Below are 19891 nucleotides of genomic sequence, written 5' to 3' on the forward strand. Positions count from 1 at the left end.
GTTCGGCTATCTCACAGGCGCGGGTCCTGCTGGACCTTGAGAGCGTTGAGGATCGGGTCGCTCTCGCCGATCTCGCGGCGAAGCTCGACCTTCAGATCGCCACCGGCATGCTCGACGGTGACCGTGTTCATGTCCGCGGTCAGCGCACCGACCTTCGCCTGCACGTCGTGGTCGTGGAGCACGGCTTTGCCGTCGACCAGCACATCGAAGGCACGTCTGCCGGCCTTGACCTTCTCGATCTCCGCGAAGTCGAGGCCGATCCGGTACGTCCCGGCGGGGGCGTTCTTGAACACGTAGCTGAACGTCTCGCCGGCCCGCTGGGTGCGGAACAGCGCGTCGTCCTCGGTGCCGGCGATGTCGGCCCTGGTGGTACGCGCCTTGCCGCCGACGTAGCCCCACGACCGCGAGCCGAGCTGCTGGTCGGGTGACCAGAAGAAGCCGTCGGCGCCGACGTACCCGGAACCGCCGACGTCGACGCCCTGCCAGTAGGCCGAGGTTGCCAGACGGACCGGCTTGAGCTGGGTCTCGCCCTTGCCGGCGTTCGACGCCACGAGCAGGTCCCCGACGAGTACGCCGGGCGCGACGCCGGCGTTGTCGGCGGTCGCCGTGACCGTGGTGGACGTGCCGGCCGCGAGCGTGACCGTGCCGGTCGCGGCCGCGCCGGTGAGGGTCAGCCACGGAAGGTCGGCGGCCTCGTGCCCGCCGTCGCTGGTGCGCTTCTGCTCGCTGATCCGCACCTCGAGCGGAGCGGAGCCGGTGTTGGTGACGGTCACGTCGGCCGTCGCCTTCTGGCCCTTGTCGAGGAGCCAGTCGAAGTCAGCCCCGGTGACGGTGGCGATGCCCGTGGTCAACGCCGTGTCGACCACCTCGGCCTGATCCTTCTTGACGATGGTCACCGGGTGGCTGGCGGTGACGTAGTTCGGCGCCTCGACCTGCACGATGTTCTCGCCGACCAGAGCCTGGGCCTTCCACCGGCCCTTCACGTCGGTCGTGATGACCCGCTCACCGTTCGGCCCCTTGAGCGTGACGATCGCGCCCTCGATCGGCTTGCCGTCGTTCCTGTCGGTGACCGTGCCCTCGATCGTGCCCGCGGCCGGAAGGGTGTACTCCAACCCCAGGCCGGCCTTCAGGGCGGGCTGGTTGAAGGAGTACTGACTCGCGGGGTTGCGCGTCAGACTCTCCACACCGACCGTCGCCGACGACCCGCGGGTGAGCGGGTTGTCGCCGCCGATGCCGTCGCCGTACCCGATCTGGATCCGTCCGTCGGCGATCAGGGTGACCGAGAAGCTCACGCGAGCCGTCTGGTCGTTGTAGAAGGTGACGTTGCGCCACTCGATGACCTGCGCCGCCAACCCATCCACCTCGGTGGTGCCGAAGTAGATGCCCGCCTCGTCGTCGACGAGCAGGTCGTCCCAGAGCGGATAGGTCGCGTCGAACTCGTATGGCGACGGCAGCTCCGTGTTGCTCCCTACGGCGCTGGCCTGGTCGAAGATCAACTGGCCGTTCGTCGTCACGCACACGCCGTCCCAGGCCGTGTCGTAGAACGGGAACAGGAAGCTGGAGTCGAACCACAGCACGCCGCAGACGTCATCGCCGTGCCACCCGGACTCCTCCGTGCCCTGGCGGTAGAGCCCGTCGGTCACCTTCATCGAGTACGAGCGACCGGCGGGGGCCACCGGCACGGGGCCCGGCTCCGGCTGCTCGGGCTGGGGCTCCGGCTCCGCCGCGTCTGCGCGTGGGTCGAGCGTCACACGCAGCGCGGCAATGGTCGGGGCCTTCAGGCCCTTCGAGCCCCGCAGCTCCACGGTCAGCGGACCACCCTCGTGCTTCACGACGGCGGTGCGCCAGTCGGCGGTGTTCGGCCCCACGGCCGCGGCCGGGTCGTACGCGTAGTCCGTCAGCGTTCCGTCCACGAGGACGTCGAACACCCGCTTGCCCATGGCCACCTTCTCGATCTCGGCGAACCCGAGATCGATCGCGTAGGTGCCCTTGGGCGCGTCGGGGAAGCGGTAGAACAACTGCTTGTCGTGCGTGGTGCGCTGCGACTGGAACAGGGCGTCGTCCGTCGTGCCCGTGATCCCGGCCTTCGTGGCGGTGACCTTCGTCTTCCCCTCGTAGCCCCACGCCTTCTTGCTGGCGGCTTGGTCGCCGGACCAGGTGTAGCCGGAGCCGTCGGTGAACTTTGCGCCGCCGGAGTTGACGCCGACCTGGTACTTCGTGGTCGTGAGCGTCACGGGGACGTAGGACTTGGACTGGCGTCCGGAGTCGGACCTGACCACGATGTTCGCGCCGAGGACTCCCGGCTTGGTGTCCTTCGAGGAAATCGAGACCTTGACGGTCGTCGATTGACCCGGGGCAAGGGTGCCGCCGGTCGAGGAGAGCGACAGCCACGGCAGGTCGGTGAGCAGGTCGTCCTCGACGTCGACAAGCACGACGTCATCGGCGACCTGGTCCGCCGCCCACAGCGCGCCGGTCGAGTCGGTCTCGAGGCCGCCGCCCTGGCCCGCCTTCTGGCCCGGGAACCACCACGCGTTGACCAGCGAGCAGTCGTCGGGGTCGACCTGCAGCAGGCGGGTGGGCCTGTTCGAGGTGAGGTCGGTGTACCAGATGGTGTCGGACGCCTGGTTGTAGGCCAGGCCCATCACCTCGGGCAGCGGCGGGGCGCAGAAGGACAGCAGCGCACCCGGGTTGTCGTGCGACGTCCCGGCGACGGTGCCGATCATGCCGTTCGCCCGGCCGCCGACGTAGAACACGTCCTGGATCGGGTTGTAGGCGAGGCCGGTCAGCTGCAGCGTGGACCAGTCACCCTTGATCTGTCGGGTCTCCTTGCCGGTCTCCCGGTTGAAGCAGTGGATGAAGCTGGCCGGGCTGTCCTCCATCTGGCACATGTCACCGGTCTTGGTGTCGAGCGCCATGTCGAACGCCCGGTACGCGGGATTCCACGACGCGTCGAAGACCTTCCCGGTCCGCTTGCCCGTCACCGTGTAGGCGGTGTTGGTCCGCGCGTTGTAGTCGTGGACCCAGACGTCGCCGTCGTACCCGACGCCGGAGGGCTCCTTCTCCTGGATCGTGCCCGGGATGGCGATCCGGGTGATGACGTCTCCGCCGGAGGTCACGCCGACCTTGCCGGCCGCCTGGGCTTCCGCGGCGCTCGCCGTCGCAGCCTTGCCGTCGACGTTCGACGGCTTCATGCCGCTCGCACCGGTCTTCCAGGCGGTGAGGTCGATCGTGCTCTTCGCACCCGTCCCGGTGCGCGCGGTGGCGCCGGCGGCGTCAAGCTCGGGGTGGCGCGCGGCCTCGCCCAGGTCGTACGTGAGCGGGGCGGAGCCGTTGTTGGTCAGCGTCAGCGAGCCCACGCCGTTCTGGTCGGTGCCCAACAGCGCGTCGAGGCCGTCGGCCTTCAGGCCGGCGACACCCGTGGTCAGACGCGCGTCGATCTTGGCATTCGCGTAGAGCTTGTCGAGGGAGAAGGGGTACGCCGCGGTCATGTAGTTCGGCGCGTCGACCGTCATGGTGTAGTCGCCGACCGGGAGCTGGCGATGCACGATGCCCGTCCCGTTGGTCGTGACGGTCTCGACGAGCCCGTTCTTGTTCGTGAACGAAACCTTGGCCCCGGCCACCGGCAGCCCGTCGTTCTTGTCGACGACGGTCGCGTCGAGGTACCCGAAGTCAGGCATGTCGTAGGTGACGATCATCCCGTCGCGCAGCACCGGGGCGCTGTCGGAGAACCGGATGCCGTCGACGCCGGCCCAGCCCTGGATGCCAGTGATGCCGTGCGCGCCGGCGGTCACCGGGTCGTCGGTCCCGATGCCGTCGCCGTACCCGAAGATCACGGTGCCCGAGCGGGTGAGCGTGGCCGAATAGCTGACCGGCTCCGTGTACTCCGACCGGGTCGGATAGGCCCAGAGCTTGGCGTTGCGGAACTCGACGACGAACGCGTCCTCGCCGTTGACGTTGGTGGCTGCCGTGAAGACGCCCCCACCGGGCGCGAACTCGACGGGGGTCTGGACGTAGAACGGGAAGATGCCCGCACCGCCGCTGCCGGGTCCGGTGCTGGTGTCCGGGGAGATCACGCCGCGCAGGCTGACACCGAGGGTGTCGTGGCTGCCGTTGTAGAGCGCGATCGGGAACGGCAGCTTCACCGTCGCCCACACGCCGCTGGTGAACGCAACCGGGTCGGTGCCGCGCAGGTACTCGCCGTCGGAGACGGCGCAGCTGTAGCCGCCCTTGTCGACGACGAGCCCGACCGGGATCTCGCGCGACTCGTTCTGCGCGCCGACGGTCAGCGGGACCGCCGTGGGCGAGAAGCAGGCGTTGGGCCTGATGGTCAGCGTGTACCCGCCCTCGGGGACACCGCTGATCGTGAACGCGCCGTCGGCATCCGTGCGTACCGGCTTCAGCGGCGTGTCCTTGACGGAGACGTCGGCGTTCGGGACGGGCCGTTTCTTGTCGTCGACGACCCTGCCGCTGATGTCGTGCTTCGCGGCGGCCGTGAGCGGCAGCTTGACGGAGGTGTCCTCGCCGAGGGAGATCGTGACGTTGGCGGTCGCGGTCAGGTAGCCGAAGACCTTGGTGCTGAGCTGGTAGTCGCCGACCGGGAGGTTCGTCGTGAACCGGCCGTCCTTGTCGGTTCCGATCGACCGGCTGAACGGCCCGCTGATCGTCACCTCGGCGGCGGGGACCGGGGCGCCGTCGGCGGTGACGACACCGGTGAGGGTGCCGCCCTGCCGGGGCGCGAGCTCGAGCAGGCGGACGAGGTCGAGCCGGCCCTCTCCGTACTTGTTGTTCACCTCGGCGGTGCCACCGCACTCGGTGTCGTCGACGTCGACGGCCGACTCGCCGAGCAGACGGCGGGTCTCCTCGACCTGCCCGATGAGGGTCGGGTCGTAGCTCCACAGCGCCGCGACGGCGCCGGCGACGTGGGGTGCCGCCATCGAGGTGCCGGACATCTCGGTGTAGCTGTTGTTCGGGTAGGACGAGCGGACGGCGGCGCCCGGAGCAGAAACCTCGGGCTTGATCCGGCCACCTTGACCCTCGCCCTTGCGGGAGAACGACGCGAGCGTGCCGTCCGACGAGTAGGCGCCGACGGAGTAGGCACTCTCGGCGGAGCCGGGGGAGGAAACGGTGTCGCAGGCCGCGTACGGCGTGGTGTTGCCCGACGACCAGACGCTGAAGATGCCCGCGGCGCTCCAGGCCTCGTCGATGGCCCGGAAGAAGTCGTCGAAGTTGTGCTCGACGGTTTGGCCCCACGAGTTGTTGATGACGTGGGGGCGCTTGGACGGGTCAGGGTTGTTGCCCTGGACGTCGGTCGGGGCGAGCAGCCACCAGCCCGACCGAAGCAGCGACTCGACGCCGGTGCTGTCGCAGCAGCCGTTCGTCGCGATCCACTGCGCGTCCGGGGCGACGCCGACGTGGTTGGTGCCGTCGTCGCCGACCATGGTGCCCATGGTGTGCGTGCCGTGTCCGTTGTCGTCGCACGGTGCGCCCGTGCACGTGCCCCGGGTGGCCATCCAGTTGTAGTTGTGGTCGATGGTGCCGTCGGGCTTCGTACCGCGGTACTGGTGCATCAGCGCGGGGTGGTCGAACTGGACGCCCGAGTCGAGGTTGGACACGGTGATGCCCGCACCGGTGGCGCCCATGGCCCAGGCCTGGGGGGCGTGGATGGCGTCCAGACCCCACGTGGCGGTGCCTGCCTCGGTGGCGGCCTTCGGGGCGGCGGGGCGGGCAGCCTGGTCAGCGGGGATCTTCTCGTCCACGGGCTCGACCAGCGCGACCTGCGGCGTCGCGTGGATCTCGGCGACCTGCACCTTCGAGGCCACGTCGAGGGCGAGCTTCTCGGTGCCACCCTTGACGAGCACGGTGTTGGCGATCGGGTAGGAGGTGTACTTGACGCCTGCCCGGTCGAGTTCGGTGGAGACGGATGCCAGGGAGTCCTTCGCCGCCGCGGTCAGCGCGTCGTAGACGAACTGACCACGATCGGTCCAGTCGGCGACCTTCTTCGCCGGCCCGAGGTCGGGTTTGGTGTCGAACGTGATCCAGAAGTCGGAAGCCGGCTGCGCGCGGAAGCGGTCCTTCAGGCTCGACTCGATCTTCTTGGCGGCCGCGCCGGGATCCGGCTCAGCGGCGGAAGCCGGTGTTGGCTGGATCATGCTCAGGCCGACCGCTGCGGCAAGCGTTGCCGCGAGGGCTTTGAGTTTCATGCGGGGTCCTTCTGCCTACAGGGGTTGGTAGGGGTCGTGGCTCTCGTGCTCGTCGGCACCGTCGGCGTCGTGGGCGTCGGAGGCGCCGCGGCCGCTGACGCGCGGCTCGCGCGACAGCTCGAGAGGTGGCTGGTGCTCGCTGGCGGAGTCGTCACGCCCGACAGGTTGCTCAGGCATGCATCGCCCTACGGCTATGGATCATGCAGTCATGCTCGGGGGACGACTGACCGCTCGCTATCCAGCGGATACGTCAATTTTCACGACGCGTCGCCGAGGGAGTCCTCTTCTGCGAACACTCCGGCCTCCACTGCCTTGACCGCGAGCGCGGTCCGGGAGCTCACCTTCAACTTGCGCATCGCCGCACGCAGCTGTTGATCCACCGTGGCCGGCGACTTGGCCAGGATCCGGCTGATCTCACGATTGGTCTTGCCGGCGACGACCAGTTGGACCACGTCGAGCTCGCGAGGTGAGAGCTGGTCGCCGTACCCTCGTCGGCCGCCACGCCACAGTCGCGGGACCTCGGCGCCGTGTTCGCGAAGCCGCTGTGCGGCACGGTCCGCATCGCCGCGGGCTCCGATCCTGAACAGCTGCTCGTACTGTGCGGCAAGCAGCACTCGGCCCTGGTCGGTCTGGCCTTGGGCGATGAGCGCCTCGGCTTGACGCTCGCGGGCGAGCATGGCGTCGTAGGGGCGCGGCAACGCGCTCCAGGCGCGGGCCGCCCGATCGTATGCCGTCGCCGCGCGGGCGTGGTCTCCGGCTGCGGCGAGCAGCAGGGCACGGCATACGGTGAGCGCGGCGCGAGGCGCAGGCGCCGTGCGGCCACGCAGTCCTCTGGCGAACTGGTCGCCCAGGCGTGTCGCGGCCTTCAGGTCGCCCGCGACGAGGTGTGCCTCGATCCGGGCGGGGACGAGGTCCGTCGCCCAGACCCAGATGCCTTTTCTCTGGACGGTGTCCATCGGCTCGTTCGTGATCTGCAGCGCCCGGCCGCTGTTTCCGTCCGCCAGCCACAGTCTTGCCAGCGCAGCGGCGGCCTCCATCGTGTCGTCGGCTGCGCCGAGACGGGCAGACTCCTCGAGGACCAGCCGGAACTGCTCCTCCGCGGCGCGCCGCCGTCCGGCTGCGGCTGCCAGCCGGGCCGCGAGGCGAATGCTGCCGAGGTAGTACGCCGGCCGGTCTCGGTCGGCATCGGCGAGTGCCGCGGTTCGCTCCGCGAGACCCTCCCACCGGCCGGTCAGCCACGCCAGGTTGGCCTGTTCGAGTCGGACGTTGTGCTGCAACCGGGACGCCTGCTCGGCCTCGGCGAGGCCCATGGCCACGGCGAGGTGTTCTTCCGCGTCGGCGTACCGACCCCAGATCAGCGCGCCGGTCCCGACATTTGCGTGGATGCGGGCCACGTCGAGACGCTCCGCCGAGGTCGCGCCGTCGACGGGCAGGTCAGCGACGACCTCCCAGGCCTCCTCCTCGCCGAGCATGAGCAACGCGGCGGCTCGGTTGCCGGCCAGGTTCAGCCGCTCTGCGGGGGAATCGAACTCGGCAGCGAGCTCGGCGGCGCGATCCAGCCAACGCCGATGGGTCGACGCCGGCCATGGTCCCGCATAGGCCCATCCGAGATAGGTCATTGCCCGCGCCGCCTCGACCGGGTCATGGTCGAGGTTGGCCACCGCCTGCTCCAGCTCGCTGAGTGCGGCCTGCGCCTCACCCCCGGTGATCAGGAGCCGACCCAGGGGGTTGCGGATCTCGGCCTGCTGGCGGGCGGAGAGACCGGGGGTCTCCAGCACCGAGCGCAAGGTACGGATCACGCGGTGGTAGACCTCGTCGACCGGTTCACGCCGGCCCAGTGCGGCCACTCCGGCGATGCGCGCGACTCGTGCCCGGTCCGCCGGCGGCAGCACGGCCCACGACAACAGATCGACCAGCACGTCGACCGCCTTGGTGTGGTCACCCGAGGCCATGGCCAGCTCGGCACCCTGCTCGGCGTACCGCGCCCAGGACTGCCGCTCGCCCGCCTCACGGAAGTGGTGGGCAAGGCGTGCCACAGGCGGCGGGTGGATGGCCTCCAAGGCCCGGCCGGCCAGCAGGTGGAAATGTCTGCGGTCGGTCAGCGGGATCGCTTCGTAGACAGCCGTGGCGGCCAGCACATGCCGGAATCGCCACCGGCCGCGGTCGTCTCCGTCCAGGACGCCGGCGTCAGCCGCCTCCGCGACAGCGCCTCGACAGGCAGCTGGTGACAGGCCGGCGGTCATCGCGATCGTGGCCACCGATGACCGCTCAGCCAACGTCGCCGCGGCTCGCAAGACCTGCTGCGCCGTCGGGGACAGACGGCCCACCCGCTCCCGGGTCGAGTCGCGCACCGTTGGCGGCACCTGTAGCTCGCGCAGCTTCAGCCGGACCCACTGTCCGTCGCGGAAGACGAGGTCGGCACGGTCGCACATGAGGCGAACCGACTCCTCCAGGGCCAGCGGAACGCCACCGGTCCGCTCGTGCATGAACGTCGCGAACTCCTGCGATACCGGGTTGCCGTCCAGCATCGAGGACACCAGCGCTGCCGTGTCGTCGGGTCGCATCGGCGCCAGGGCGATCCTCAGCTGGGTCACGCCAGCAGGCAACCGGGACGTCAGCCGCAGCAACAGCGATCCGTCGTCCACCTCCTCCGGCCGATAGGAGACCACGAGGCTCAGCCCGTCCGACTGCTGTCGGGAGGTGACGAACAGCAGGAACTCCAAGGTCACCTCGTCTGCCCAGTGAGCGTCCTCCAGCACGAGAACGTCGACACGCAGAGCCCGCAGCAGCTCGTCCAGGGCGCGGAACAGGCGATGCCGTGCCGCCTTCGCGTCGTCCAAGGGCGGCAGTGCGGGCGGCAGGTCCGAGGACCACTCAGGGAACAGGGGTCGTAACGCACCCGCAAGCTCGGTGAGCCGCAGTCGCGACACCGGGCGGTCGATCCCACGGAACGCGTCGACGATCGGTCCCAACGTCAGCGACTCGCGAAGCGGTGGGCACACCGAAACCAGAGCCGTGCGCTGGCCGGGCGCCGCCAGCCACTCCCGCAGCAGCCGGCTCTTCCCGATCCCCGCCTCGCCCTCCACCAGCACGATCGCCGGCGGCCGGGCCAAGGCGCCGCGAAGCGCCGCCATCTCCCGATCACGACCCACGAAATGCGGCGAAGAAACCGTCGGTGAAGTCCCGTCGTCCTCGGGCGAGGGAGCGAGCATGCGTGATGATCTCGCTTTTCGCTGCTCGGGCACAAGTACCACCGCGGCGACTCGCGTTGCGGGATCCTCAGCCGGAGTACCGAATCAGCATCGGGTTGGGCGGTCCGGAGACCGGGGTGTCCCGGAGCCGGTTCGCCAGCCACTTCGCCAGCCGCCCGGACGGCCGGGCTGCGCAGCGTGCCGCACGCCGGCGGGTCGGCAGGACCGCGGACCGTCTGCCGTTGGACGCCCGGCGCTGTACCTGTACGGGTCCGGCCGCGGGTTGTGGGTGTGGTCCGGCGGGTCGAGGCCACGCCTGACGCCCGGAGGCTTTTGTCATGGGTGTGGCGACTGCTGCGTGAGTATCAGCTGTCCGAGTTCCTGGGTGCACCGGGTGAGCGCAACGTAGAGGCCGTTCCAGCCGCGCGGTTCAGCAGCGATGCCTTGGGGGTCGATGAGGAGCGTCGCGTCCCATTCCAATCCCTTGGACTGGGCTGCGGTGAGCACCGGCACATCGCTCAGCACGGCTAGGAGTTCGGCGATGCGCACGGCGGGGGCGATGACACCGACCATGCCGCCATGCCACCGTTGCTGCAGCTGTCGGACAGCCCGGGCGGCAGCGGCGGCAAGCTGGGCGGGTGTGATCGTGAGCTCCCAGGGGGCGACGCCGGAGGAGCGTACCGCCCGTGGCGGCGTGTTGTGGCTGCCAGCTCTCTTCAAGACCGGTTCGGTGAGGTCCATGACCTCGCGCGGGGTCCGGTAGCAGATGGTCAGTTCCGCGGCGGTCCAGCGGTCTCCGAAGACAGCCTGCACCGCCTGTGCCCAGCTGGTGTGCCGGTGCGCTGCCTCCGCCTGGTCGATGTCGCCGACCGCGGTGATGGAGCGACTGGGACAGCGCCGTAGGACCATGTGCCACTGCATCTCGGACAGCTCTTGCGCCTCGTCGATCACGACGTGGCCGTACACCCAGCCGCGCTGCCGGCGAGCGCGGTCGGCGACGAACTCGCCCTGTGGTTGCGGGGCCTCGCCCTCGCCCAGCAGGTCGGCGAGGGCGTCGAGCAGGGCGATGTCGCTCGATGCCCAGGTGGCGGGCTCGGCCGAGACAGCGGTGATCTCCTGCGGGGACAGCTGCGGGGCGAACCGGGCCAGCAGCGTGCGGTCGGCCAGAAAATCACGCAGCAGGGTTTCGGCGTCGAGGGCGGGCCACCATGCCTCGATGAACCGGGCGATGGTGGCGTTCTCGGCGATACGATGACGGAGCTGTTCTATCTCCTCCTCGGAGAGTAATCCGTCGATGTCGCTGCCGGTGGACGTCGTGCCGGTGTGGTGGTCATGCCGCAAGTCCCTGTCGACGCGGGCGAGGATGTCCTCGAAGCCCTCCTCCATCTCGTTCATCAGCGCCTCGCGCTGCTCGACGACGACTTCGGCAAGGAGGTGGTGCAGCTGCTCGGCGAACGCCGCGCGGGCGCGGTGGTACGGGCGCCCCTGCACCGCCGAGGCGAGCGCCTGCGCCACTGTTGCGGCTGTGAGGACGTAGAACTCGCCCTCCCAGCGCAGCTTCAGCTCGCGGGGCCGGGGGAGCAGCGACGTGACGTAGTTTTCCAGCGCGGGCTGCCAGAGGGCGCGGCCCTTGATTTCGGCGAGAAGCCGGCTCTCGTCGCGGCCCACGCGGATCTCGGTCAGCAGAGTGTCGCAGGTCGCCGAGACGACGGCGGTCTCACCGAGCGCGGGCAGCACCTGGGCGATGTACTGGAGGAACCGCCGCGAGGGGCCGAGGACCAGGACCGCCTGGTCGGCCATCGTTCGGTGCGCGAACAGCAGGTAGGCGACGCGGTGCAGAGCAACCACGGTCTTGCCGGTGCCGGGACCACCCTGAACGATCAGCGGACCGGTCGCCTCGGCCCGGATGATGTCGTCCTGCTCGCGTTGCAGCGTCGAGATCGCCGTCGACATGCGGCCGGTACGCCGCCGGTCGAGGGCGGCCAGTAGAGCGCCTTCACCAACGAGCTCCGCCGTCATGCTCCCGTCCAGCGGCTCGTCGTCCACGTCGACAACGGTCGATCCCGTCGTGCGTATGTGACGGCGCCGTGCCTGACCCTGTGGGTCGACAGCCGTCGCGGTGTAGAACGGCCGAGCTGCGGGAGCGCGCCAGTCCACCAGCAGTGGCTCACTGTCGTCGCCGTCGTTGCGGAGACCGACACGGCCCACGTGTCGCACGCTGCCATCAAGGCCGTCGAGGCGGCCGAAGACCAGGCCTTCCCCTGCTCGCCGTAGCTCGTCGTACTGATGGCGGAGCATGCGCTGCCGGGCCCGCTCCAACGCGTCCAGGGCCTCTGACGAAAGCTCGGCCTGCAGGTGTTCGGCCAGCGTGTCGCGCCGGGCCGTGGCCAAGTCGAGAAACGCCTGTTCCTCGGCGACCGCGGATCGGCGCGCGGCGCCCTCCGCGGAAGAGGCCGGCGGTTCGCCGTTCGGTGCTCCTTCGCTGACGCCAGCAGTGCCGTTGCTCAGAGCAGAATCTGGTCGCATTCGCAAATCCTCGATCTGGTGTTCCGCTCGGACCGGATACGCCGCAGCGTATTCCGGCGGCAAGCATAGAGTCGGTTTCTCCTCGTCGGCCAGGAACTCTGCCGGCAGAGATGGGAATCTCAACGCCTTGAAGTTCTGGATCGCTTGTGGCCTCACCCAATCTTGATTCGCTTATTGACAGCTCGGGCCTTATCTGATCTGCGGGTGCGCTCCGGCCAGCCACACGTCGCCCGCGATGCGGATCCACGAGGACAGCACCCTCGGGGTGGGCCGAGACGCCTGTTCCAGCACGCAATACGTCGTCGCGGACCAGCCAGGAGGCCACCACCATCAGTTTGCGCGTCCCGCGAGACACCTTCTCGGTTAGATCGACAAAGCTGACCAAGTGCCCCGCAAATACATCAACAGCATTGCAACTGCTCGAATTATTCGACGAACACCTTCACGGAGTCGGCTAGTCCGTCGTTCCGGTTGATGCCGACGAAGAACTCGCTCCCCACTTGGGTGATGGTGGCGAGCCGCGCTTGGCATACTGCGTGTCTCCGACCTCAGCCCGTGCCTGTCAGGTGTTTCTGGCGGGCCCCTCGGAATCAATCATCTGCTCACCGGCGCGGTACACGGCGAGCGGGCGGCGCAGTACCGTGATGTCGCTCGTCGGGTCGCCGCTCACGACCAGTAGGTCGGCGTCAAATCCGGCGCGGACGCGACCCTTGCTCCGCCCGAGGCCACACACCTCGGCGCCGACCGAGGTGGCCGCGGCGAGGGCGGCGGTCGCGGGGATGCCACAGGCGACGTACTCGACGAGCGTCTCTGGCAGGATCCCGTGCGGCTTCGCCGGGCCGAGGCCCGCGTCCGAGCCGGCCACCAGGCGGGCCCCGGCCCGGTGCAGGGTGGTAACGCCGTCGCGCAGCGCGCCTTCGCTGAGCCCGGCCCGCGCCGCCATCGCCACCACCTCCGGTGGCGTGACCACGGCCGGGTCGGTGCCGAGCGTGGCACAGACCGCCACCCCGGCCGTGGCCAGGCGGTCCGCGAGCTCGTCGGGGACGTGGGCGCCGGTCGCGGTCACGCACGTGCAGTGTTCGATGCCGTCGACACCGACGCGCAGCGCCTGCTCGACCGCGCTGAGCGCGTGCGCGTGCGCGGTCACCGGCAGGCCCAAGTCGTGCGCCCGGGTCAGCGCGGCGGTCAGCTCCTGGTCGGTGAACTGAGGCCGGGTGGTGTCGGTGCCGGGGGTGAACACTCCACCGCTCGCCATGACCTTCACCAGGTCAGCGCCGGTCTCCGCCCGCAGCCGCACGGCCTCGCGGATCCCGTCGACGCCGCTCGCCTCGCCCCCCATCGACCAGCAGTGCCCGCCGACGCTGGTGACCGGCGCGCCCGACCCCACCACCGTTGGCAGATCGTCGCGCACCTCACGGTCCCGCCACCGGAGTACGGCGCCGCGCCGGTCGCCCAGGTCCCGAACCGTCGTGACGCCGGCCGTCACGTGCGAGCGCAGCGACGCCTCGATGACCGCGTCGAGGTCCGGCTCGGGACGCTCGGCGAGCCGGCCGAGCGCGTCGAGCCCAGCATCGGCGCAGAGATGCACATGCGCATCGATCAAGCCAGGGAGCACGCTGCCGTCCGGCTCCTCGCGCACCGGCCAGCCCTCCGGCACCTCGGCCCGACCCCCGTGCACGCCGGTGATGCGCCCGCCGTCCAGCAGAACCAGCACCCCGCCGTCCACCAGCCGCTCGCCGTCGAACATCCGCGCCGCCCGGACAGCATGCTTCGTCATCGACCCTCCCAGCTAGGTTGAACCGTTCGGCCAGACACTCGGCTGACGGCGCTCCGCGAACGCGGGGCTCTGGTCAGCCTGCGATACGACGCGGAAGCCACCAGCAGTCCGACGCCCCAGAGTGTGTGTGGCCCCCTGTTTCCAGCAGCAACGGCAGGAACGGACCATCGAGATCACCGCGAATCCAGGCGCTCCTGAGCGTGGCTGCAAGCCGATGTGGACGGCGTCGCCAAAGACTCGCAGTCCGAGACGCTATCGCGCCGGTGCTCGAACCAGGGTGACACGCCGGCGGTAGTCGGCGGCCACGGCTACGACGAGAGGACCCCATGCGATCAGTGGCACGTAGTATCGGAGCACCTCCCAGTCGGGAGCTGGATGCACGGGTTCGTCGTGGCCGATTCCGACCCACCCGCGCGGCACGAAGTGGAACGTCTGGTTCAGGACGAAGTACACGGTGATGGCGACGAGCAGTGAACCGCCGGCCACGGCAAGGATCACGACTGGGCGTCCCGGGATCGGCCGGCCTCCGAGCAGCGGTACCCAGTGCGGAACCTGTTCTCCCCATCGATGCACCAGTCCGAGTGTCGACAGGGCAAGCACCATCGACAGGGCGGACAGGAAGACCATGTACCACGTGGTGGGGGTTCCGTCAGTGAACAGGAGGGACACTCGCCAGACCGCGGACGGCAGGACGCAGAGCGGGACGGCGTAGGCGGCCCAGACGGCCCAGGGTGACGGTGCCGCGGCCCAGGCACGCTCAGAGTCGGTGGACGTCACGAGTGCTCCGATCCTCGAAGGCCGACGTCGATGCGGCTTCGGCCGTGGCCCGGTCGAACTGGCGGCACAGGGCGGCAGGCCGGTGGCCTGTTCCTGCGGCCGGTGGTGAGGGCGTAGCCGGTGGTGGTGACGCCCAACGACACACCCCAACCGAGGAACACCAGCAGCGTGGCGGCCACCGCCCAGCCCTCCCACGCGTCTGACCAGTGCGTGTCGCCCGCGAGCAACTGCCGCAGGAACACCGAGACGCTCAACGCGCCGTAGGTGACCAGGGTGAGCGCCACCACCCCGGCGGGGATCACCGCCAGGAGCCGGGGAACCGGTCGTCCCCGCAGTCCCGGCACCCAGCGTGGGAACTGCTGCCCCCAGCGTTGTATCAACCCGAGAGCGAGCAGGCCGGCGAGTGGTGGGACGAGGGTGATCGCCACACCGGTCCAGGTCGAGAGGCTCCGGTGGATGTCATCCAGTTGCCGCTGCTGAATTCCGAACGGAACGCCGAGCACCCACAGCCCGTGCGGCAGGGCCCAACCGACCACCGGCAGAGCGACCGCCACGTACGCCCAGCGGCGGGTCCACCGCGGCACCGGATGGTAGCCGGCTTCCCGCGCTGCGCGCCGGGGCGCGCAGGCGTTGGCGAGCCCGGCGAACAGGAGACCGCCGGTCGCCAGCGCGAGCCGTGCGCCGAGGTCGCGCCAGTCCGAGGGGCGTCCCGCCAACGCCACAGGGATCTCGAAGAGCAGATGCAGTGGGAACGCGAGGACCAGGAGCAGCGCGGCCGCCCCCCAACGCCGGCGGCCGAGTAGCGGCCGGGGAACCGGATCGTGCACACGACCAGCAACGCGAGGGCGGCACCGACTCCCCCCGCTCCCCACCCCGCCCAGAACGGCAGTGTCTCGACCCGGTTCGCGCCGCATCCGGCCGTCGGGTCGACCAGATCGGTGCGGTCGCAGGCGGTGTACCCCCACCGGCCACCCGCGATCCAGTACGCCCGCACAGTCACCTCGGCGACGACGAACACGACGCAGGCGACCGCCCACGGCCGGACCCGAGGAGCGGCAGTCGACCGGGGGGAACGAGCCGAAAGACCTTGCGATCGGTCGGCAACTCGACCAGCCACCCCGGGACTGACGGAACAAGGCTTGATGGTCATGGACCAATGCTCTGTGGCGACTGGCGAGGCTGTCCTCCCGGTAGAGGGGGACGCGCTCCCTCTGCCGGGGGAGTGCAGACCTTGAATGGTCCAGTTGTATGAGGTTGGAGGGGCAGTCCGGTGTGAGCGAGGAAATCGTCGAGTAGGTCGGTGTGGACATGGTCGACTGGTATGCGCGGGCCGAGATGGGTGATGGCGTCGTCCGGATCTCGGAACCGCACGTCAACGAGCTGGTGTCGGCGAACTTCTGGTGGTTGCGCGGCAACGATCGTGACATCGTGATCGACGCCGGGCCCGGTGTCGTCGCGTTGCGGAAGGCGATTCCGGCCCTCTTCGATCGGGATCCGATGGTCCTGCTCACCCATGCGCACCTGGATCATGTCGGTGGGGCGCCTGAGTTCGGTGACCGGGCCGCCCATCCCGCCGAGGCGGGACTCCTGGCGGCGGGAATACCGGCGAGCCTGTACGGCGCGGAACTTTACGACAAACTCGGGATCGACGGGGCGGACGAACCTGTCCCGGATCTCATGATCGACGCGTTGCCCGGTCCCGGCTACGACCCGGCCACCTACCGCGTCGAACCGATGACCCTGAACCGCTTGCTGGACGACGGCGACCGAATCGACCTGGGCGGGCGAGTACTGACCGTGCTGCACCTTCCCGGCCACACACCGGGAAGCGTCGCCCGGCTGGAGGAGCGCACCGGGGCCCTGTATTCCGGCGACGTCATCTACGACGGTGCCTTGATCGACAACCTGCCGAACTCCGACGTGGCTGCCTACCGGCGAAGCATGCAGTTCCTCGCCGACCTCGACGTGTCCGTCGTCCATCCCGGCCATGGGCAGAGCTTCGACAGGACCCGCCTTCGCCAGTTGGCCGAGACCTACCTGCGCAGGAAAGCCTAGGGCTGGGTCGGGTTGGAGCAGGCGAGCGACCCTGACGCCGCTCAGCCCGAGATGATCAGGCGGTAGCCGTAGTCCATGGACTCTCGGGTGAGTAGGTTTCTGTGCCGACGGTGCCAAGCTCCTGAGCGCAGGTCGGCGTGCAGCTTTCCGACGCCTTCCCCGACCAGCGCCACGTCGTGGCTGCGGACGGACAAGGGGTGACCTTCACGACCTCACTTTCTGCGACCACGCCGTCACCGTCGTCGACCCGCGTCTTCCGCCGCGCGTCTGGTACCCGGCCCGGGGCCTGGCCACGGTCTGGCACACCGACGCCGCCGTCGCGCCGCAGGCCCTGGCCGACCTGCTCGGCCGTACCCGCGCCCGAATCCTCACCGCCCTCGCACAGCCAGCCGGCACGACCGACCTCGCGCATCGGTTGGGCCTGAGCCCCGGTACGGTCAGCCAGCACCTCGGGGTCCCGCATCGCGCCGGACTGGTCACCCGAGCCCGACACAGCCACGTCGTCCTGTACATGCGCAGCCCGCTCGGTCACCGGCTGGCGATCTGACGGGGCGGACTTCACCACCCGCCTGGCCATCGCCATCAGCGGCCGGCAACCGGAACGAGATGCGTGCCCCCAGGAATGCGCTCAGGCCCGGGAGACCGGAACAAGGCGCGGGTCCGTGGTTCCGTTCAGCCAGGAGCGCAGGACCTCGTTGAACAGGTCGGTGTCTTCGACGTTCCAGATGTGGTGCATTTTCGGTGCGAGCCGCAGCTGTGCTTGCGGCGCGGCATGGGCGATTGCCCGCAGGGAGTTGCGCGCCACCGCGGATTCCTTCTCGCCTGCGATCGCGAGCAGAGGGCCAGAGTAGCGACCTAGGTCCGCGGGCACGCCGCCCGCGATCACCTCGGCGTTCATCGCGGACGCGGTCTCGCGGCGTACTGACAGTCCGTGCGCGACGTACAGCGCACGTGAGTCGTGCGGGATGCCGAACGCCGCCGCTTGCGCGCGCCAGAACCACGCCGCCCGCCAGAACGCCAGCTGCAATCGGCAGATCAGGCGCACCCCGACGCCGGCGGGCTCGAGCGGCGCTCCGCTGAGGAGTGCCGAGCGCACCCGGTCGGGGTGTCGCGCCAACACGCGAAGCGCCAGCAAGCCGCCCAGGGAGAGCCCGGCGAGATCGAAGCGGCCGTCGACGCCGTGGTCGGTCACCCGTGCCACCACGTCGTCAGCGATCGCATCCAGACCATGCCAGTCCTCGCGGACGCGTTCACCGAAGCCCGGCAGGTCGGGCGTGATCACCATCCGATCTGCGAACGCGGGCAGCTGCGGCTGCCACATCCAGTTCGCGACGTTGCCTCCGTGCAGCAGCACCAGGGGGAACTCGACCGAGGTCATGGCGGGGCGGTGCACCTCGGGAAAGCCGCTCATGCGAGTTCCTCCTCGACGGCGTCGAGCCAAGCGAGTTCGGTGCGTAGATGCGCGACGCCATTGTCGAGCGTGGCGAGCCGCAGCCGGGAGCCGCGATCGTGCCCTGTGGCCTCGGCGCGCACCCGCTCGAAGCGCGCCAGCTGCGCCTGGGTTGCCACGCGATGCTGGGCGAAGAGTGCGCGGAGCCCGTCCTCGTCAAGATCGGCACCGAAGAACACCCGAGCGAGGAAGGAGTCGCGGTTGACCTGGCGCTCCGGCTTGGTCGCGAGCCACGCGGCGAGAGCCGCCCGCCCCGCGTCGGTGATGCGGTGCTCCTGGCGGTCGGGCCCGGCGGACCCGACCACCGTCTCGACCTCCGCGTACCCGTCGGCGACGAGCTGGGCGAGGGTGCGGTAGATCTGGGCCTTGTCCGCCGACCAGAAGTGCCCGACGGTCGAGTCGAAGTGTCGCTTGAGGTCATAACCGGTCATGGGCGCGAGGGCAAGAAAGCCCAGGATGATGCGTGACAGGTTCACATCACTAGTAGACAAGTCTCCATGTGACTTGTCAACTAGTCCCGTATGCCGCCAGCAACCGCGCGATCGCGCCGTGCTGGGCACGGTTCTTGCCGCAACGAGCCGGACGGCGCAGCGTTCACCTTGACCTCCAGTCGGCATCAGGTTCTACGTTCGGGGTGATCGTGCGTATTCGCGTTTGGGGGAGTGCCCTGTCATGTCTGTCAGCTGGGCCTACATATACGAGCACCCTGGCACCGATCCGATCGCCGATCGCCGGGTGATCGACCGTGCCGGTCAGGTGACGTTTCTGGTGCCGGTGCCGGACCCGTCGGTGGCGCCGCAGGTCGCGGTGAGCCTGGTCGACGAGGGGATCGGGCTCATCGAGTTGTGCGGTGGGTTCTCGCTGGCGGCGGCGGCGCTGGTCGCCGAGGCGGTGGCGGGGCGCGTACCGGTCGGGCACGTCACCTTCGCGGTGGACTCGGTGCGCGGGGCGGCCGCCTACGGTGCGCAGTTCGAGCAGCAGACGCCCAGCGTCCCGAGTTGATCCTGCTTGGCCTGGACATGCCCCGAGTACATCTCGATGGGGCTGATGCAGGTCTTCGCGCTGCACTGCCACGTACGGTTGGGCATGCGTTGCCGGTAGGTCGTGCGAAGGCCAAGAACTTCGTAGAAGTCGACCATGTCGTCGATGGAGGCGCAGGGCAGCAGCGGAACGGTCACCTCGTTGGCCATGCCCTCTCTCTATGCAGGTCGGTGTGCCCGTTGCACATGGAGTTGGCCGTTCGTCCTCACGAGGCACGTGATGGGCCGAGGCGCGGTCCCGTAGATAGGAAGCCAGGGAAGAACTCAGTGCCGGCTCCGAGAAAGGCGGGTCGGCCCGGCCGTCGCCGCGGCCCGGCGCCCGGGTGCGGCAACGGCCGGTTCCGGCCGGACGGAAGGGGCCTCGGTTCAGCGGCCCGGCAGGCGTTCGGTGATCTCCTGCAGGATGAATCCGTTGCCGTCCGGGTCGGTGAACGAGGCGAACGACCCGTACGAGCGCCGGCCGGGGTAGAGGCCGGGCACCCGCTTGTCGGTGCCGGCGTGGTGGAAGACACCGTCCGCGTCGTGGAAGATCTCGCTGACCTCGACGCCCTTGCTGACCAGGTCCGCGCGGGCCTCCTCGATGTCCCTGACGATGAGGTGCACGTTTTCCACCGAACCGGGGGCGGCGGTGCCGATGCCCTCGCCGACCACGATCGAGCAGTGCGATCCGGGCGGGGTGAAGTGCACGACCCGGAAGCCGTCGCCGCCGGCGTAGTCGAGGTCCTCGCGGAACCCGAGCCGGCTGTAGAACTCCCTGGCCCGGTCGACGTCGGCCACCGGCAATACGATCAGCTCAAGCTGGTAGTCCACCATCATGTCCTCCTGGGCGAATCGAATGCCGTCCGGCATCCGGCACCCACCTTCGCGCGCCCGCA

14 protein-coding genes are annotated in these 19891 nt (G+C 69.5%); 3 read left to right on the forward strand and 11 right to left on the reverse strand.

Going from position 1 to position 19891, the window contains the following annotated elements; all coding sequences use genetic code 11:
• Positions 1-11: 11 nt before the first annotated feature.
• The 7 genes from ACIP9D_RS20115 to ACIP9D_RS20145 all read right to left on the reverse strand — a co-directional run bounded on the left by ACIP9D_RS20115 (position 12) and on the right by ACIP9D_RS20145 (position 15298).
• Entirely contained in the window at positions 12-6200 is a 6189-nt protein-coding gene (locus tag ACIP9D_RS20115; RefSeq protein WP_350876090.1) for a S8 family serine peptidase, read from the reverse strand.
• 15 nt (positions 6201-6215) lie between these two features.
• Entirely contained in the window at positions 6216-6377 is a 162-nt protein-coding gene (locus ACIP9D_RS20120; RefSeq protein WP_350876087.1) for a hypothetical protein, read from the reverse strand.
• A gap of 80 nt (positions 6378-6457) precedes the next feature.
• Positions 6458-9412, reverse strand: coding sequence for an AAA family ATPase (locus ACIP9D_RS20125; RefSeq protein ID WP_350876085.1), 2955 nt, complete (start codon positions 9410-9412; stop codon positions 6458-6460).
• Between the two features lie 315 nt (positions 9413-9727).
• Positions 9728-12073 (reverse strand): UvrD-helicase domain-containing protein, encoded by a 2346-nt coding sequence (locus ACIP9D_RS20130; RefSeq protein ID WP_350876083.1) that lies wholly within the window; start codon positions 12071-12073, stop codon positions 9728-9730.
• A 406-nt stretch (positions 12074-12479) separates the two neighbouring features.
• Complete coding sequence (locus tag ACIP9D_RS20135) at positions 12480-13694, reverse strand: amidohydrolase family protein (protein WP_350876081.1); 1215 nt, start codon at positions 13692-13694, stop codon at positions 12480-12482.
• 252 nt (positions 13695-13946) lie between these two features.
• Entirely contained in the window at positions 13947-14363 is a 417-nt protein-coding gene (locus ACIP9D_RS20140) for a hypothetical protein (protein ID WP_350876079.1), read from the reverse strand.
• A 104-nt stretch (positions 14364-14467) separates the two neighbouring features.
• Complete coding sequence (locus ACIP9D_RS20145) at positions 14468-15298, reverse strand: hypothetical protein (protein WP_350876077.1); 831 nt, start codon at positions 15296-15298, stop codon at positions 14468-14470.
• Positions 15299-15779: 481 nt separating this feature from the next.
• Between ACIP9D_RS20145 and ACIP9D_RS20150 the strand changes: the two genes are divergently transcribed.
• Both ACIP9D_RS20150 and ACIP9D_RS20155 read left to right on the forward strand, forming a co-directional pair.
• Positions 15780-16526: an MBL fold metallo-hydrolase gene (locus ACIP9D_RS20150; protein WP_350876149.1), complete on the forward strand. Its 747-nt coding sequence runs from the start codon at positions 15780-15782 to the stop codon at positions 16524-16526.
• A 364-nt stretch (positions 16527-16890) separates the two neighbouring features.
• Complete coding sequence (locus ACIP9D_RS20155; RefSeq protein WP_400450574.1) at positions 16891-17073, forward strand: ArsR/SmtB family transcription factor; 183 nt, start codon at positions 16891-16893, stop codon at positions 17071-17073.
• Positions 17074-17154: 81 nt separating this feature from the next.
• Here the strand turns inward: ACIP9D_RS20155 and ACIP9D_RS20160 are convergent, their stop codons facing one another.
• Positions 17155-17937: an alpha/beta hydrolase gene (locus tag ACIP9D_RS20160; RefSeq protein WP_350876076.1), complete on the reverse strand. Its 783-nt coding sequence runs from the start codon at positions 17935-17937 to the stop codon at positions 17155-17157.
• Complete coding sequence (locus ACIP9D_RS20165; RefSeq protein WP_350876074.1) at positions 17934-18452, reverse strand: PadR family transcriptional regulator; 519 nt, start codon at positions 18450-18452, stop codon at positions 17934-17936. Before ACIP9D_RS20165 ends, ACIP9D_RS20160 begins: the two co-directional genes overlap by 4 nt.
• A 196-nt stretch (positions 18453-18648) precedes the next feature.
• Here ACIP9D_RS20165 and ACIP9D_RS20170 point away from each other — a divergent pair, with 196 nt between their 5' ends.
• Complete coding sequence (locus ACIP9D_RS20170; protein ID WP_350876072.1) at positions 18649-18978, forward strand: DUF6506 family protein; 330 nt, start codon at positions 18649-18651, stop codon at positions 18976-18978.
• Here the strand turns inward: ACIP9D_RS20170 and ACIP9D_RS20175 are convergent.
• Together ACIP9D_RS20175 and ACIP9D_RS20180 are read right to left on the reverse strand one after the other, a co-directional pair.
• On the reverse strand, positions 18933-19166 hold the full coding sequence (locus ACIP9D_RS20175; RefSeq protein ID WP_400450487.1) for a hypothetical protein: 234 nt from the start codon (positions 19164-19166) through the stop codon (positions 18933-18935). The two genes, ACIP9D_RS20170 and ACIP9D_RS20175, sit on opposite strands and share 46 nt — an antisense overlap.
• Positions 19167-19382: 216 nt before the next feature.
• Positions 19383-19865: a VOC family protein gene (locus tag ACIP9D_RS20180; RefSeq protein ID WP_350876070.1), complete on the reverse strand. Its 483-nt coding sequence runs from the start codon at positions 19863-19865 to the stop codon at positions 19383-19385.
• Positions 19866-19891: the final 26 nt, after the last annotated feature.

Source organism: Micromonospora sp. NPDC093243, assembly GCF_044753725.1.
In the GTDB taxonomy this organism is placed as follows: Bacteria; Actinomycetota; Actinomycetes; order Mycobacteriales; family Micromonosporaceae; genus Micromonospora.